The organism is Arthrobacter sp. P1_D12 (assembly GCF_056406175.1).
Genome location: NZ_JBFUAR010000008.1, coordinates 59,503 through 75,184, shown reverse-complemented (window position 1 = coordinate 75,184; position 15,682 = coordinate 59,503). Strand labels below are relative to the sequence as shown.

The window sequence follows — 15,682 nt, the reverse complement described above, 5'->3', positions numbered from 1 at the left end:
GCTCGGGCCTGCGCCTCACCCGAACCGGATGGTCCGGGAAACCAACCGGAGTCATGGGCCGGCCTGGCTCCAGCGCTGCTCGATCCGGCCAAATTTCCAGACGGCGAGCGCGATCAGCCAGATGACGACGAAGAGGCCGACGATGATGTACCCGACGTTTTCGAGGTCCAGCGAACCGATGGCGGCCACCGGCCCCGATTCGAGTCCCAACTTGTCCGCCAAGAGTCCAAGCAGCACGGTGACACCGACCACCAGGGCCACAATCACCGAGAGCACCGTGACTGTGAGGTTGTAGAAGACCTTGCGGACCGGCTTCAGGAACGCCCACCCATAAGCCCGGGACATGAACACGCCGTCGGCGGAGTCGAAAATGCCCATTCCGGCGGCGAACAGCACCGGCAGGACCAGGATGGCGTACCAGGGCAGGGAGAAGGCCGCGGAACCGGCGGCGAGTACGAGCAGGGCCACCTGGGAGGCGGTGTCGAATCCCAGGCCCATCAGCAGGCCGACGGGATAGATGTGCCATGGCTTGGTGATCCGCCGGATGGTTCCGCCGAGGAGCCTTGCCAGGAAGCCCCGGTTGTTGAGCTGGTGCTCAAGCTCAGCCTCGTCCAGTTCCCCGTTCCGCATCCCACGGAACACCCGGGCGATGCCGACCACCGAGACGAGGTTCATCAGACCGATCAGGATCAGGAACGTTCCAGCCACGACGCTTCCCACCAGTCCCAGCGTCTGCACCAGCGCCGAGTCCCCGTCCTGCACGGTGCCGGCCATGGCCCTCGCGCCGAGGGCCAGAAGCAGCGCCGCGCCGAACACCACGGTGGAGTGGCCCAGCGAGAACCAGAAGCCCACCCCCAACGCGGCCTTTCCCTCGCCGACCAGCTTGCGGGTGGTGTTGTCGATGACGGCGATGTGGTCGGCGTCGAACGCGTGCCGCACCCCCAGCAGAAAGGCGGTAACGCCCAGCCCCACCCCGTACACGCCGGAGCGGCCCAGCGCGAAGTTCTGCGGAGCCACGGCCAGGGTCAGCACACTCCAGCCGACCACGTTGAGCAGGAGGACGAAGCCGGTGATGCCTGCCAGATGGAACTTGTCCCGGCGTTCCCAGCGACTGGACGTCGCCCGAACCGGCTGCGCAACAGGCAACAAGTTGCTCATAATCCGTAAGGGTAGGCGCGGGGGCCGCCGCTGCCAAGACCTGGCGGACTGCGGAACTGCGCGTGGCCGTGTTGCTCCCCGGCATCGTCTCCAAGTGCGCCGTTGACACGGCGACGCCCGGCCCTATCCGCCGGTGCGGCCTCCATGCAAGCATGGGGATCACCGATCGTGCACAGTACTCCGATCATGCACAACACTCCGATCATGCACAGGGAGGGGACTCGATGAAATCCAATGAACTGCTGCTGGATGCCTTCGGCCGGATCCGTGAGACGGTGGCCGCGGCCCTGGCCGGGGTCGATGATGCCACGCTGCTCCGACGGCCCGGAGGCAACGGGAATTCAATGGCCTGGCTCATTTGGCACCTCAGCAGGGTCGAGGACGCGCAAGTCGCCTCCGCCGCGGGCCTGGACCAGGTGTGGACCTCGGAGGGGTTTGCCGCCCGCTTCGGCCTGCCGCTCTCCAAACGGGACACCGGCTACGGCCATACGAGCGGCCAGGTGGACGCGGTGCAGGCACCGCCGGAACTGTTGCTCGAATACTACGAAGCCGTCCACCGGCAGACCGTGAATTTCCTGGAGAACCTCGGCGACGACGACTTCGACCGGATCGTCGATACCCGCTGGGACCCGCCCGTCACCCTCGGGGTGCGGCTGGTCAGCACGATTGCCGACTGCCTCCAGCACGTGGGGCAGGCGGCCTACGCAAAGGGCCTGGATTCCGCGCGCGGGCACGGCTAGGCGGTCCCTTCCATGCGGGCGGCCGATATTCGCGGACTCTTCCCCGGACTACAGGACACGATCTATCTCAACACCGCCTCGATGAACGTCGGCTGTGCACCCGCCCGCGAAGCCTACGAGCTGGCCGTCGAGCGCTGGTCCGCCGGCAGGTTCGACTGGATGGATGCCGAGCGGGCAGGGGAGGAGGCACGCACCATGTTCGCGGAGATCGTCGGGGCGACGGCGGGGGAGATCGCGATCGTCCCGGCCGTGAGCTCCGCCGCCGGGATGGTGGCCGCCAACCTGCCGCCGGCGAGGCGCGGCGAGAACGTCGTGGTTGCCGGGAATGAATTCTCCTCGAACTATTACCCCTGGCTCCTGCTCCGGAACCGCGGATACGAGGTCCGGGCCCTGGCACCGGGCGGTGACGGCGTGACGGCCGAGGAATTTGGCCAGGCGGCCGACGGCGGCACCCGTCTCATCGCCGTAAGTGCCGTCCATTCGGCCAACGGCTACCGGGCGGACCTGGCCGCACTCAGCCGGGTCGCGGCCCGCTCCGGCGCCTGGTTCTTCGTCGACGCCTGCCAGGCCGCAGGCGCGGTGCCCCTGGATGTGGTGCGCGACGGCGTGGATTTCCTGGCCGCCGCGAGCCACAAGTTCCTGCTCGGCTCCAGGGGCATGGGTTACCTCTATGTCCGGAGCGGGCTCCTTGACCGGATCCAGCCCGTCGGTCCCGGCTGGAAGGCCGCGCGCAACCCGGCCGAGAGCTTCTACGGACCGGCTATGGACCTCTCACCCACGGCATCGAAGCTCGACGCCTCCTTGGCCTGGTTTCCCGCCCTGGCCGAGCAGGCGGCGCTCGGCATCTTCCGCAGGTTCGGCATCGGGGCCTTGCTCGATCGCAACGCCCGGCTCGCCCTGCGTCTTCAGGAGGCCCTGGCGGCGCAGGGCTCCGCGTTCCGGCCGTTAGCCGAGCAGCACCGCTCCACGATCTTCTCCGTGCCGGTGGCAGACACCGAGGCGGTCCTGGCGCGGTTCCATCAGGCCAACGTGGTGGCATCGGTCAGGGAGGGCAGGATCCGGCTGGCGGTACATTTCTACAATCTGGATGAAGAACTCGATCGCGTGGCCGGGCTGATCGGGCGAGGGTGAGCGGCGGCGGTGCTTCTCTTGGAACTGGGGCTGCCGCAGCACCGGTACTAGGCGTGCCCGTGGTCCTTGTCGTCGCTGGCGTAGGCGAGGCCGATCTGGCGCCGAACTTCGTCCATGGCCTCCATGACCTGAACGCTCTGCCGGGGCGGCAGGATGTCGTTGGCAATGGAGCCGGCCGCAATGAGCCGCTCCATTTCCTGCGCCTGGTATTGCATGCCGCGGCCGGTGACAGGTTCATCGAATCGCTCGACGACGTTTCCGTCGGCGTCGTACCTGGTGAAGGCCGACGGCGTGTACCAGACTGACGGGATCTCGATCCGGCCTTCGGTTCCGATGATCGAGGCCTGGTTTGGTCCCGCCGTGTCCAGCGCGCAGTGCAGCACGGCCTGCTGCCCGCCACCGTATTCGAAGATCATCGCGGTCTGCCGGTCAACTCCGGTTTCAGTCATGCTGGCCGCTGCCCGGATCCCGGTCGGCGCCCCGAAGACGTCGAAGGCGAAGGAGACGGGGTAGATGCCCAGGTCCAGGAGCGCTCCGCCGCCCAGCGCCGGGTCGTTGAGGCGGTGCGCCGGATCCTTGGGCAGATTCTGGTTGTGGTCCGCGATCACCGTGCGGACCTCGCCCAGTGCGCCGGACCGAATCAGCTCACGGATGCGGACCATGTGCGGAAGGTAGCGGGTCCACATGGCCTCAAGGGCGATCAGCCCCTTCGTCTCGGCGAGCTCCACGATCTCCCGGGCCTGCCAGGCGTTCATGGCGAAGGGCTTTTCGATCAGCACGTGTTTACCGGCGTCCAGGGCCAATAGCGCATTCTCGTGGTGGAACGGGTGCGGCGTAGAAACGTAGACAACGTCGACGTCCGGGGCGGCCACGAGGTCCGCGTAGCTTCCATGGGACGTGGGGATCTGAAACCGGGCCGCGAACTCGGTCGCGGATGCCATGGTCCTGGAGCCAACGGCCTGGACCACCGAGCCATTGTCGATCAGGTCCGGCGTTTGCAGTCCAGCGATGAACCCGGTGCCGAGAATTCCCCATCTGGCCCGGGGCGTGGAGAGATCTGCGGTGCCGGGTGTGGCGTGCTCTGACATGCGTTTGGGTTCCTTTCGAACATGCGGTCACGAAAGCAATCGGGCGGCTCGTGGAGCGTCCACGGCTTCGCGGGACGTGTTCGTATCCTAATCCCGATGCCGGAACTCATGGTGTGAGCGGACCCCGAAGCACACGCAGGGCCGCGGTGCCGTCACCTTCAATGACGGCGTTCTCTGCCAGGTTGGATCGACCCCAAAGACCCAGATACATCACTGGCAACGGGGCGGAAATCAATGCCACGGCGGCACCAGGTCCCAGTGTCCAGCTGGCGGCGCCTGGCACCCGGAAGGTCACAGCTTTGTCCGGGGGCGGCATCCGGTCCAGTCGCAGCTGCCGCGGCGTGAACATCGCCAGGACCTCGTCGACACCGTCGAGCATGAAGTTGTCCGCCAGCGCGGGGATCTCCAGGCCAAGCGCCTGGCAGGCGTCGACCAGGTGGATGGCATGTTCGTGGGCCTGTCGCCGAAGCCAGAACCGGGCGGTGCGCGGCGGCGGGCCAAAGTTCCAGCATTCGCGTTCGGGATCAAGGCCCGTCATCGTCTCGAGGAAGGGTGCGGTGCCCGCCAGAAACCAGGCCGCGGCGCCCTCGGCCGGCGGTGCAGGTTCCTGGACAAAGGTGCCCGTCCGGACCACCCCGGCTGCCCACCTCTCGATTGAGCCGAGATGCCCGAAGAGCTGCTCGAGCGTCCAGGCGGGGCACGCCGGAATGGCGCTGGCAAGCGTGTCCCGCGGCTGCCGGGCGAGCGTGCCGAGGTGGTCCAGGGAGTGGGCCAGTTCGGCCAGGATTCGATCGGGCGACATGGGAGGAGCCTAACGCGACGCCGGGGCAGTCCGCGGCCCGGGCGGGAGCGCTGCGGCGGCTCCGCCTCTGGCAAGTAGGCAATCGTGTCCGKCCAAGTGCAAGGCAAGTAGCGCCCGGAGGATCACGGGAATCGCCCCCGAAAAGTCGAGTAGCCTCCACTCGCGTGCTCCCGACCCCTCGCTTCTAGGCTCGAAAGCACTGGGTTAATAAAGACAATGTAGGGTCAGAACGGGTCTCAAGCCATGCGCGATCAGACAGAACCTCGCGTTTCGTCCGGCTATTTTCACGGGCGTCTGCGCGGTGGACGTTCGGGTGGGCCGCCGCACCTCCGGCAGCGGACGGCCGCGATGTCCGCAACTTCGACCCGGACGCACAGGCGCCCGAGGCTTCTGGGCGCCTGCGCGTCCGTGCTGTCGGCGACGCTCGCCCTCGCCGGGCTGTCTGTCGGCGGGGCAGCCGTCGCGGACGTGGGGACCATCGCCCATGATTCCCTGCGGACCGGGTGGGACCGCGACGAGCCCGGGCTTTCGCCGTCGGCGGTGGCATCATCGAATTTCGGCAAACTGTTCTCCGCAACCGTGGACGGGCAGGTCTACGCCCAGCCGCTCGTAGTCGGCACCACCGTGATTGCCGCGACGGAAAACAACGCCGTCTACGGGCTGGACAGCGCCACGGGCGCGGCAACGTGGACGCGCAAACTCGGGCCGGCGTGGCAGGCGTCGACGGTGGGGTGCGGTGACCTCACTCCCAACATCGGAATCACGTCCACTCCGGTCTACGACCCGGCGACGAAGAGCGTCTTCCTGCTCGCGAAGACCGACGACGGCGCGACTGCGCAGCTCCCGCACTGGTACATGCATTCGCTCGATGTGGCCACGGGGGCTGAGAAGCCGGGCTTCCCCGTCGTTATCGATGGCGCGCCGACGAACGACCCCACCCGCCCGTTTAACGCCATGACCGCGATGCAGCGCCCCGGGCTGCTGCTCATGGACGGGGTAGTCTATGCGGGATTTGCCAGCCACTGCGACTACACCCCCTTCGTCGGCTATGTTGTCGGCGTGTCGACGGCCGGCCGGCAGACGACGATGTGGGCGACCGAATCAGGCAACGCCATTGCCGAGGGCGGGATCTGGCAGTCCGGTGGGGGACTGGTGTCCGACGGTTCCGGTCAGATCCTGCTCACCACGGGGAATGGCATTTCCCCCAATCCCGGCCCGGGCGCGAATCCCCCCACCACCCTGGCAGAATCTGTGGTCCGGCTCCGCGTCGGCACCAACGGCGACCTGACAGCCACCGATTTCTTCAGCCCGGCCGACAACGCGAAACTGAACCGAAACGACGCAGATCTGGGCTCCGGCGCCCCCCTCGCGATCCCGGACGGCTATGGCACCGCCGCGCACCCGCACCTAATGGCCCAAATCGGCAAAGACGGCCGCATGTACCTGTTGGACCGGGACAACCTGGGCGGCATGGCGCAGGGACCGGGCGGAACCGACGCCGTCCTGGACATGGCCGGTCCGTACAGCGGAGTGTGGGGAAAGCCCGCGTTCCTCGGGACCAGCGCCGGTGGCTACGTCTACGTCGTCGAGAGCAACGGGTACCTTCGGGCGTTCAAGCTCGTGAAGGGCGCTACGGGAGGGGTCAGTCTCGCGGCCGCCGGGACCTCCGCAGGCACGCTCGGGTTCAGCTCCGGCTCGCCGGTGGTGACGTCCTCCGGGACGGACGGGTCCTCGGCCTTGGTTTGGGTGGTCTACGTCAGCGGAGGTACGGGGGCTGGTGCGGAGCTGCGCGCCTACCGCGCAATCCCGGACAACACCGGGAACCTCAAGGAGGTGTTCAACGCCCCACTGGGTATAGGGGCCAAGTTCTCCTCGGTGGCCACAGACAGGGGTCGCGTGTACGTCGGCACCCGGGACGGACACGTCATCGGCTTCGGCGCCCCGACAACATCAGCGGTAGGGGCAACGAACACCGACCTCGGTAACGTCCAGGTGGGTTCCACCGTGACCCGCAGCGTGACGATCACGGCATCGCGGGCGGTCACCATCAGCTCCATTACGGCCGATGCCCCATTCGATCTCGGAGCCATGCTGACGTTGCCCCGCACGCTGGCACAAGGCGGAAGTATGACGGTACCCGTGACTTTCTCGCCGACGGCTCCGGGCCAGGCAGACGGCACGCTGACGGTCAAAACGGCCGACGGCGAGACCGACCTTCTTGGCGTCCGCGGTGTCGGTACGAAGGACGGCCTGGGCGCGATCCCGGCCGTGGTGCAGTTCACTGACGTCCCAACAAAAACGGTTAGCCGGGGGACGGTTAATATCATCAACACCGGTACGACCGTCGCCAAGATCACCGGAGTGACCTTGCCAGCCAACGCGCAGCTCAGTGTCGACCCCGCCACGTTGCCGGTCGTGGGACAGACGATCCAGCCCCTCGCATCGGTTGCGGTGTCCATGACGTTCAGTCCTACCTCGGCCGGTCCGGTAAACGATTCGCTCGCCGTCGTCAGCGACCGTGGCCAGGTGACCGTCACAGTGGCCGCGACCGCCGTCTCAGGCGCGGCGCACCTGCAAATGCCGGGCAGCTTGGACTTTGGTGACGTTCCCGTCGGGACCTCAGCCGTCCGGGCATTCCAGATCACGAACACCGGCAACGTCCCGATGACCATCACGAAGGCGAAAGCTCCGCAGGGAGTCTTCGCAACCACCACACCCATCGCCGAGGGGTTGAAGATCCCTGCTGGTGACTCCGCCTACCAGTCCGTGACCTTCACGCCGACAGCCGTCGGACAGGCCGGGACAGCGGAAACCTACTATCTGATAACCACGGACGACGGCCAGGGCGCGCTGAAGGTGATGCTGACTGGCAAAGGCACCGACGACCCGATTGCCTCTTATGCCTGGACGATTGGCGCGGGCGACCCCCGGTCGGACCTGGGCCGGTCGCTCACTCTGGAGTACGCCGTGGCGGGAGGTAAGTGCCAGGATTATGTCAGGGGCGTGATCTGCTGGTCACCGGCGACCGGGGCCCATTCTGTCATCGGTGAAATATTCAAGCGATACAAGGCGGTGGGCGGTGCCGCCGGTGGCCTCGGCTTCCCGACTACAGACGAGAAGACGACGCCGGACGGCGTGGGGCGGTACAACCATTTCTCCGGCTCGGGCGGGTCCTCGATTTACTGGACGCCTACGAGCGGGGCGCACTCCGTGCAGGGCGCCATCCGGACCAAGTGGGCGTCGCTGGGCTGGGAGGCAGGACCGCTGGGCTATCCGACCACCGACGAGAAGACGACGCCGGACGGAGTGGGTCGGTACAACCACTTCTCGGGTGCGGTAGGGCACTCGATCTACTGGTCGCCAAAGACGGGGGCGCATTGGATCGCCGGTGCTATCCGGGCCAAGTGGGCGGCCCTGGGCTGGGAGGCAGGGCCGCTGGGCTATCCGACCACCGACGAGAAGGCGGCGCCGTATGGAGTGGGTCGGTACAACCACTTCTCGGGTGCGGTTGGGCACTCGATCTACTGGTCGCCGAAGACGGGGGCGCACTGGATCGCCGGTGCTATTCGGGCCAAGTGGGCGGCCCTGGGCTGGGAGCAAGGACCGCTGGGCTATCCGACCACCGACGAGATGGGCTCGCCGGACGGTGTGGGTCGGTACAACCACTTCTCGGGTACGGTTGGGCACTCGATCTACTGGTCGCCGAAGACGGGGGCGCACTGGGTCACCGGCGCGATCCGGGCCAGATGGGGGTCGCTAGGCTGGGAGAGAGGCCGGCTGGGTTACCCGACCAGAGACGAGTACTCGGTTTCCGTCGGCCGGGCATCGGACTTTCAGCGCGGCCGCCTGACCTGGAACTCGACCACCAGGCAGGTTACAGGATAGCGGCGCCCGGCGTCGTTCCGTAGCCCCAAACCCTATTGGCGCCTGGACTCGCTTGGCTGGGACCTGATGGTCCGGAGGCGCGCGACGGCGGCGGCGAAGATTGATGATAGGGCGGCGGCCCGATTGCCGGCGCCATGCTGTCGGCCAACGTGCCGGTGGACGATGGAACGGCTCCCACTTCGCATTCGACCCCGCCTGCTCATGGACCACGGGCACACCGGCAATGCAGTATCGCATCGAACGCACAGTGTGAGCGGAAGAGCGTTGAACTCCGACGGCACAGCCCGTCAGTGCAGCGCCAGGACGACGTCGTCGATTGGTATGTTGCCGCGGTGCCACCGGCCGCGTGGGGGCCTTCATTGCAAGACCCTTGCCGGACATCTGACTTCGGAGGAGGATGATCGGCACACTGAGGAGGCCCGCCATGACCCAGCTTGGCAAGTTTGAGAAGTACCTGATTGAGGAATTCTTCGACGACTACCGCTCCGGCGCCATGAGCCAGCACACGTTCACGCGCCGGGTGGCGTTCATCACCGGCAGCATGGCGGCGGCCTCGGCAGCGATGCTCCTGGTGGGCTGCACGCCCGAGGAGGTTCCCCGCAGTACCGACCCGATGCCGACGCCGACGACGTCCGCGCCAAGGTCCGGCACAGCGTCCGCGGGCGCGGTGCCGGGGGCCAAGAGCCCGTTGTCGGTCCCGGAGGGCGCGGCCGGACTCACGACGGCGACCGTGCAATTCGCCTCGGGCGGCACCGACATCAGTGGCTATCTCGCACGGCCCGACCACGGGGCCGCCGGGCCGGCCGTGCTGGTCTGCCACGAGAACCGCGGGCTGACACCGCATATCCAGGATGTGGCGCGCCGCTTCGCCAAAGCCGGATACGCGGCTCTGGCCCTGGACCTGCTGAGCAGGGAAGGCGGTACCGCGGGCATTGACGCGGATGCTGTCCCGGGAGCACTGACCCAGGCCGGGGCGCAGCGTCACGTTTCCGACTTCACGGCCGGCTTTAACTACTTGAACGCCCAGGACTTCGTTGATCACGGGCGGATCGCCATGAACGGCTTCTGCTTCGGTGGCGGCATAACGTGGCAGTCGGCGACGGCGATCCCGGGCCTGTTGGCGGCCTCGGCGTTCTACGGACCCGCGCCTGACCTGGACAAGGTCCCGGCCATCAAAGCGGCCGTCTTCGGCGTCTACGCCGAACTGGACCAGCGGATCACCGGCGCCATGCCGGCGCTCCGGGATGCCTTGGCCAAAACTGATGTCCGGAACGAACTCAAGATCTATCCCGGCGTGGACCACGCCTTCCACAATGACACCGGGCCGCGCTACAACCAGGAGCAGGCCACGGCCGCATGGAACGACACGCTCGCCTGGTTTGGCAAGTATGTGTGAAGGCAAGTTTGTCTGAAGCCTGCCCCGGACATGTCCCGACCGGATGGAGACGCGATGTTCGCAAACCGCAGGACCGCGGCGTTGAGCGCTGCAGGCGCCTTGGCCCTTGCCGGGTGTGGTGCCGCACCAGTGTCCCGGGAACGGGCGCCGGCGATAGACCGTGCGGCCGCCGTGACGGCCGGGACGCAAGCCGCCGTCTCCGACGGGACGCAGGCCGCCGTCGTCCGCGGATGGGGCCCAGTGGTGGCGGGGGACGAATTCAACTACGCGGGGTCGCCTGACCCCGCGAAATGGAGGGTCTTCAAAGGACCGGGGCACGCGGGCAAGGGGATCCGGAGTCCGAACGCGATTGCAGTAGGCGGCGGCGTCGTGACCCTCAGCGGCGACGCCGCGGGCACCACCGGCGGCATGTCCGCCAGGTTTTCCCAACAGCGGTACGGCCGCTGGGAGGCCAGGATGAAAATTGGCCAGCGGGATCTGCAATATCACCCTGTCCTGATCCTGTGGCCGAACAACAACATCTCGTCCACGTGCGCCGAGATTGACTACGCCGAGGGGAGCGCCAATACCGCCCAAATCAAGTTCTTCCTGCACTACGCCTGCGGTGGCCCGAACTTCCAGACCACCGCGGCCAAGACGGTCGACACCACACAATGGCACAACTATGCAGTCGAGTGGACCCCCACCGGAATTACCGGATACCTCGATGGGTCCTTGTGGTTCGTGGACACGAACCCGGCGCATCAGCCCACCGTGGGCATGCACCAAACGGTGCAACTGGACTGGTTTCCCAACGGGACGCCCACCAAACCCAGCCAGATGCAGGTCGACTGGATCCGCGTTTACAAGTAAGCGTTGCGCCTACTCGCCCGAGGCAAATTCCGGCAGCAACGGGCCGCCAGCCTCCGACGCCCCTTCGCGGTGCCCGTCCAAAGCCTTCAACGCCGCAAGGTGCTCCAGCAGGGCCCGTTCCGGATGTCCGGGATGGGCAGCCAGCTGCTGGCGCAGCAGTTCCCGTGCGCGGGCTTGTTCCGGGGCACTGTCGTCGAGGACGGCGTCAATGATTCTGGCGGCCTGATGTCGGACTCCGGCGGCAGATGCGGCATGTTCCGCACCGGATACCAGGTTCTCGGGATCCTGTTCTTCGAGGCGTCCTGGAGTGGACGACGGCTCCACCGACATGGCTGTTCCTTTGGTCATCGTTCCGGCTGAGTCCGGAACCGGCCTGCCGCCTTCCCCCAATCCCGGGTACTGTACCCGGGTCCTAAGACGGGCCACCGTGACAAACCTACAACGACGCCGGGCCGCCAACCCCACACGGAAGCGAAGTTTTCGCCAAGTTTCATGCACAAGACACCGTGCCGCCGCCCGCGGAATGCTAACGGCCGCCGGCGCCACGGGGCGTATCCGCTGCAGCGCTTGTGTTGGTCATCTGCCCGAAAAGACGCGGAAATACTCGCCGGGTAGCCTCGCACCAACGAATCCGTTCGAAAGGTAGTACGCCATGCGTGTTGGACTGATCCGGGTGATGACGACGTCGGACCGACGCCTGCTCCACGCCCACGGGAAACTCCTCCAGGAAGCATTCGGGTTTACCGTCACTTCCCGCTGTATTCCGGACCAGCCGTCCGGCGTCTACGACCAAGCGTCGCTCGCATCTGCGGCACCCAAGGTTGTCCGCCTGGCGAGGGACATGGCGGGGGATGCTGACGCCCTGATTATCAGCTGCGCCTCCGACCCCGGGCTCGCCGCCACCCGGGCAGCCGTGGATATTCCGGTCATCGGAGCGGGCTCCGCGGCCGCGGCCGCGGCTCTGACCTTCGGCGGCCGGATTGGAGTTTTGGGACTCGGCGCACACGTACCGGGCCCGATCTCGGATGCACTGGGCGAACGCATGCTGCTCATTGACGGGCAGGGAAGGACCGAAACACCCGACGCCTTCCTCATGCCTGCCGGGATTTTCGACGCCCTCGCCGCGGCCCACATGCTGGTTGACGCCGGCGCCGACATGATCGTCCAGGCCAGCACGGGCCTGAGCAGCATCGGCATGGCGGACGTGCTCCGCCGCCGGCTCGGGGTTCCGGTGATCGACGCCGTGACGGCGGCCGGTTCAATGCTGGTCTCAGCGGTATCCGCCCGGAACTTCGAGGGGTTTGAGTCCTGCCGCCAGTAGCGGCGAGTCCTCGGCCAACACCAAGGCAGCCCCGCGCCGCAGTACGGCGCGGGGCTGCCTGGCGATTTGCCGGTCCTACTTGTAGACGCGGACCCAGTCGACCTGCATCTGTGAAGGCTTGGTGGCCGACCCGTCGGGGAACCAGTCCAGCTGCAGTGTCTGGTGCATGCCCACGGAGGGCAGGTGCGCGGGGTTCGTGTCGGAGAAGGTCTTCGCGCCATCGATGTAACCGGTGATGCCGGCCGGGGTCCACTCCACTGCGTAGTTGTGCCACTGGGTGGTGTCGATCGTCTTGGCCACCGTGGTCTGGAAGTTCGGGCCGCCACAGGCATAGTGCAGGAAGAACTTGATCTGTGCGGTGTTGGTGCTGCCCTCGGCGTAGTCGATCTCGGCGCAGTTGGGGGAGGTGTTGTTGTTGGGCCACAGGATCAGCACGGGGTGGTACTCCGGGTCCCGGGCGTTGGTCCGCATGCGCGTCTCCCACTTGCCGTATTTCTGCTGGGCAAATTTGGCCGACATGCCGCCCGTGGTGCCGGCCGAGTCGCCGCTGACCGTGGCCACGCCATTGGCAACCGACCAGGCCTGCGGGCTTCTGACACCCTTGCCGGCATGTCCGGCTCCCTTGAAGACGCTCCACTTGGTGGAGTCGGGGGCGCCGGCCTTGGAGAACTCGTCACCCGCGACAACCGCACCCCAGCCCCGTGCAATGGCGGCCTGGGAACCGTCGCCGGTCGCGGCGACGGCGGCCTGGGCAGCGACGGGCGCCGTTACCGCCGTCGGCGCCGGAGCGGCTGCCGCTTGGGCGCCGGCTGCCGGAGCAACAGGCGCGGCGGCCCGTGCAGGTGCCGCATCGGCTCCGGGAGCCGCAGGTGCACCGGCGGTACCGGTGGCCGGCTTGGGGGCCGAGGGGACCGTCGGCTTCGGCGCTGCGGCCACCGGGGCCGGGGCCTTCGCGGCAGGATGCGCGGCCCGGGTTGCCGCCGAGGACGTGGAGTCCGCAGCAGAATGCGCGGCCCCGGTGGCCGGTGAAACGGCTGCGGCGCCCGTCGTGGGACCGGCGCTGCAGCCGGTCAGGGACAGTGCGCCCAGGCTCAGCGCAATCGCTACTTTGTTCAGCTGTGGTGCCGTGGAGCGTGCCTTCGGCCGTGCATCTTTGAACGTTGATTTATTGAACAGCGGTGTTTTCTTGAACAACGGACCCCTCCGGGCTTTCGTGGCTGGCACGCACAACCGACGCTGCCAGGGCTGCGGATAATGCGGGAAGTTTCATCCGGCCCCTGCCGCAAGGCATGGGCGAGCAGACGCCGAACGGCGCAACGGGGCCCTGCAAAGGGGCGGTCCGGGGCCCTGCATTCGGGCCGGGCCTCGCGGCCAGCGGCCAACGTTACCGGACCGTTACCTCAGCCCGCAAACCTCCCGGATGCGTGACGTTCCGCACGCCGCCTCCGCCCGGGGTGCCGCGCTACGCGCAGCTGGGCTGATATGCCGGGTTGCCCGGGCGGCCGGCCGGCTGACCAAGAGCGTCGGACACGAGACGCTGGGTGACGGGGTCGTTGGGCGCCTGGTCATGGTCAATCACGTCTGCCGGGCACTTGTCCTGGATGGTGATATTGGTGACCTGCTGGGCCGGCCCGGCGAGGAACTGGCTGGGGTAGGGCGTCACCACCTCGTCGTGCGTCGTGGAGATCACCGTGTAGGCCGGACCAGGAACCGTGTCGCCAATGGAGTTGAGCTCGGTGAGGAACGGAGAACCTGCCTGCTGGTCGGCGCAGGCCTGGCAATTCGACCCTCCCACTGAGGTGGCCGGCGGAACGGCGTCCGGTGTCGGCGTGATGAGCCCGCGGGTTCCGTGGTTGGACGGGGCGATGCCCACAAGGTGGTTCACCTTGTCCGCGCCTCCAATGAATCCGAGGTAGTAGCGCGGCATCATGCCGCCCTGGCTGTGGCCCACGAGATCAACTTTCCTGGCACCCGTCGAGGCCAGTACCTTCTCGACAAACGGGGCGAGTTGACGGGCTGACTCTGCCACCGGGCCCGTGGCGTCGACGCCGTTGGTCGCACCGTAGTTCAGCGCGAAAACGCAGTAGCCCTGGCTCTTTAGCGCCGGCGACATCGTCGCCCAGTTCTTCGCCATGTTTTCGAAGGTTCCCGGCACCAGGACCACCGGGTAGGGGTGGGCTGCCGAGGGCTTGCAGGACCAGTCATTCGCGCCGGGCGGCGAAACGTCAATGGTGTCGGCCTGGGCCGCCGGCACACCCATCAGGGATGCGCCAAGCAGCGCGAAGGTCGCAGCTGCCAGGGTTGCGAGTGCTGCGGGCGTTTTCGGGTATGGCACGGATTACCTCTTCGGTTGGACGCGTCATCTGTGACGGTCTGTGGGAATGGAAGTGAGGTAGGGGATCAGCCCCCGCTGTGATCCGACTCACGTCTCTCAATTCACGCTAGGGAAGGTGCTCCGCGGATCGCTGCGACATGCACGTTTGTGCATGCATTTTTCGACGGCAGTGGTGCCAGTGGGGGTTGCGTGGGGAGACTGCTGCACAGTTGTGCAGGTACGGGGATGCCGCCCGCCGTCGCCTCCGGTCCCCTCACTCTCCGGCCACCTCACTCTCCGGGCGGAAAATCGTAGGAGGCCTGGATCGTCGTCGGCGCGCTGCCGTAGGACAGGACGATCTCGTCGTGCGCCTTGAACGGGAGGTCCCGGATCCCGGCGTCGAACTTCCGGCCGTTTACGTAAACGGTCCAGCCATCCAGCGAACCCCCACCGGTGCCGGGGGCGCCGTTGCCACCGAGGACGCCCCACTCCGTCAGGAGCTGCCCGAGGGTGAAGGCCTGACCGGCGGTGGGGGACTCGATGTGGACCACGCCCGTGGTGTCGTGGGTGTGCAGTGCTGAGATGCCGTTGGCCTTGTGGTCAGCTCCGGCGGTGATGCCGATATTGGCCGCCACCGCGATGGGCTTGCCGTCCTTCAGCACGTCCAGATGTGCGTGATAGTGGTCCACGTTGCCCTCCGCCGTCAGCACCGTGAGGCCGGCCTGGGCGATCCGGCCGGGCGCCCCCGTGATGTCTAAAGCGAAATCAGGAGCCGGCGCCGCGGATGCCGCAGGTGACTCAGGCGACGGTGCGGTAGATGGCGCAGGGGCAGCGCACCCTGCCACCCCCAGCGTCATGACGGAAAGTGCGATGGCGAGTGTCAGCTTGGTGTGCATGGTTGTGTAAACCGCTTTCGATCGGAGGCTTGCCAGTTCAGTCTAGGCAGATGGTCCGGGCCCACCGCCCAGGACGGCTTGGCACCGCGTTTCCGCCGC

Annotated in this window: 13 protein-coding genes; 6 read left to right on the top strand and 7 right to left on the bottom strand. The window is 67.1% G+C overall.

What is annotated here, in order from left to right; translation table 11 throughout:
* Positions 1 to 51: 51 nt before the first annotated feature.
* On the bottom strand, positions 52 to 1,158 hold the full coding sequence (gene nicT / locus AC1DZV_RS07850; protein WP_476949329.1) for a Nickel transporter NicT: 1,107 nt from the start codon (positions 1,156 to 1,158) through the stop codon (positions 52 to 54).
* Between the two features lie 224 nt (positions 1,159 to 1,382).
* Between nicT and AC1DZV_RS07845 the strand changes: the two genes are divergently transcribed.
* Complete coding sequence (locus AC1DZV_RS07845; RefSeq protein WP_476949330.1) at positions 1,383 to 1,898, top strand: mycothiol transferase; 516 nt, start codon at positions 1,383 to 1,385, stop codon at positions 1,896 to 1,898.
* A 12-nt stretch (positions 1,899 to 1,910) separates the two neighbouring features.
* Positions 1,911 to 3,029, top strand: coding sequence for an aminotransferase class V-fold PLP-dependent enzyme (locus tag AC1DZV_RS07840; protein WP_476949331.1), 1,119 nt, complete (start codon positions 1,911 to 1,913; stop codon positions 3,027 to 3,029).
* 47 nt (positions 3,030 to 3,076) lie between these two features.
* On the opposite strand, the gene AC1DZV_RS07835 is transcribed toward AC1DZV_RS07840, so the two are convergent.
* Together AC1DZV_RS07835 and AC1DZV_RS07830 are read right to left on the bottom strand one after the other, a co-directional pair.
* Positions 3,077 to 4,117, bottom strand: coding sequence for a Gfo/Idh/MocA family protein (locus tag AC1DZV_RS07835; protein ID WP_476949332.1), 1,041 nt, complete (start codon positions 4,115 to 4,117; stop codon positions 3,077 to 3,079).
* 106 nt (positions 4,118 to 4,223) lie between these two features.
* Entirely contained in the window at positions 4,224 to 4,919 is a 696-nt protein-coding gene (locus tag AC1DZV_RS07830) for a maleylpyruvate isomerase family mycothiol-dependent enzyme (RefSeq protein WP_476953386.1), read from the bottom strand.
* 348 nt (positions 4,920 to 5,267) lie between these two features.
* Here AC1DZV_RS07830 and AC1DZV_RS07825 point away from each other — a divergent pair, with 348 nt between their 5' ends.
* The 3 genes from AC1DZV_RS07825 to AC1DZV_RS07815 all read left to right on the top strand — a co-directional run bounded on the left by AC1DZV_RS07825 (position 5,268) and on the right by AC1DZV_RS07815 (position 11,052).
* On the top strand, positions 5,268 to 8,804 hold the full coding sequence (locus AC1DZV_RS07825) for a choice-of-anchor D domain-containing protein (RefSeq protein ID WP_476953385.1): 3,537 nt from the start codon (positions 5,268 to 5,270) through the stop codon (positions 8,802 to 8,804).
* A 424-nt stretch (positions 8,805 to 9,228) separates the two neighbouring features.
* Positions 9,229 to 10,200, top strand: a complete 972-nt coding sequence (locus tag AC1DZV_RS07820; RefSeq protein WP_476953384.1) for a dienelactone hydrolase family protein — start codon at positions 9,229 to 9,231, stop codon at positions 10,198 to 10,200.
* A 54-nt stretch (positions 10,201 to 10,254) separates the two neighbouring features.
* Positions 10,255 to 11,052: a glycoside hydrolase family 16 protein gene (locus tag AC1DZV_RS07815; RefSeq protein ID WP_476949336.1), complete on the top strand. Its 798-nt coding sequence runs from the start codon at positions 10,255 to 10,257 to the stop codon at positions 11,050 to 11,052.
* Between the two features lie 9 nt (positions 11,053 to 11,061).
* Here AC1DZV_RS07815 and AC1DZV_RS07810 read toward each other — a convergent pair whose 3' ends face one another.
* Entirely contained in the window at positions 11,062 to 11,400 is a 339-nt protein-coding gene (locus AC1DZV_RS07810) for a hypothetical protein (RefSeq protein WP_476953383.1), read from the bottom strand.
* A 304-nt stretch (positions 11,401 to 11,704) separates the two neighbouring features.
* On the opposite strand from AC1DZV_RS07810, the gene AC1DZV_RS07805 reads away from it, so the two are divergent.
* Positions 11,705 to 12,373 (top strand): aspartate/glutamate racemase family protein, encoded by a 669-nt coding sequence (locus AC1DZV_RS07805; RefSeq protein WP_476953382.1) that lies wholly within the window; start codon positions 11,705 to 11,707, stop codon positions 12,371 to 12,373.
* A gap of 75 nt (positions 12,374 to 12,448) precedes the next feature.
* On the opposite strand, the gene AC1DZV_RS07800 is transcribed toward AC1DZV_RS07805, so the two are convergent.
* The 3 genes from AC1DZV_RS07800 to AC1DZV_RS07790 all read right to left on the bottom strand — a co-directional run bounded on the left by AC1DZV_RS07800 (position 12,449) and on the right by AC1DZV_RS07790 (position 15,583).
* Positions 12,449 to 13,567: a glycoside hydrolase family 16 protein gene (locus AC1DZV_RS07800; RefSeq protein ID WP_476953381.1), complete on the bottom strand. Its 1,119-nt coding sequence runs from the start codon at positions 13,565 to 13,567 to the stop codon at positions 12,449 to 12,451.
* A 268-nt stretch (positions 13,568 to 13,835) separates the two neighbouring features.
* Positions 13,836 to 14,633, bottom strand: coding sequence for an esterase/lipase family protein (locus AC1DZV_RS07795; RefSeq protein WP_476953413.1), 798 nt, complete (start codon positions 14,631 to 14,633; stop codon positions 13,836 to 13,838).
* A 344-nt stretch (positions 14,634 to 14,977) separates the two neighbouring features.
* On the bottom strand, positions 14,978 to 15,583 hold the full coding sequence (locus AC1DZV_RS07790) for a hypothetical protein (RefSeq protein WP_476953380.1): 606 nt from the start codon (positions 15,581 to 15,583) through the stop codon (positions 14,978 to 14,980).
* Positions 15,584 to 15,682: the final 99 nt, after the last annotated feature.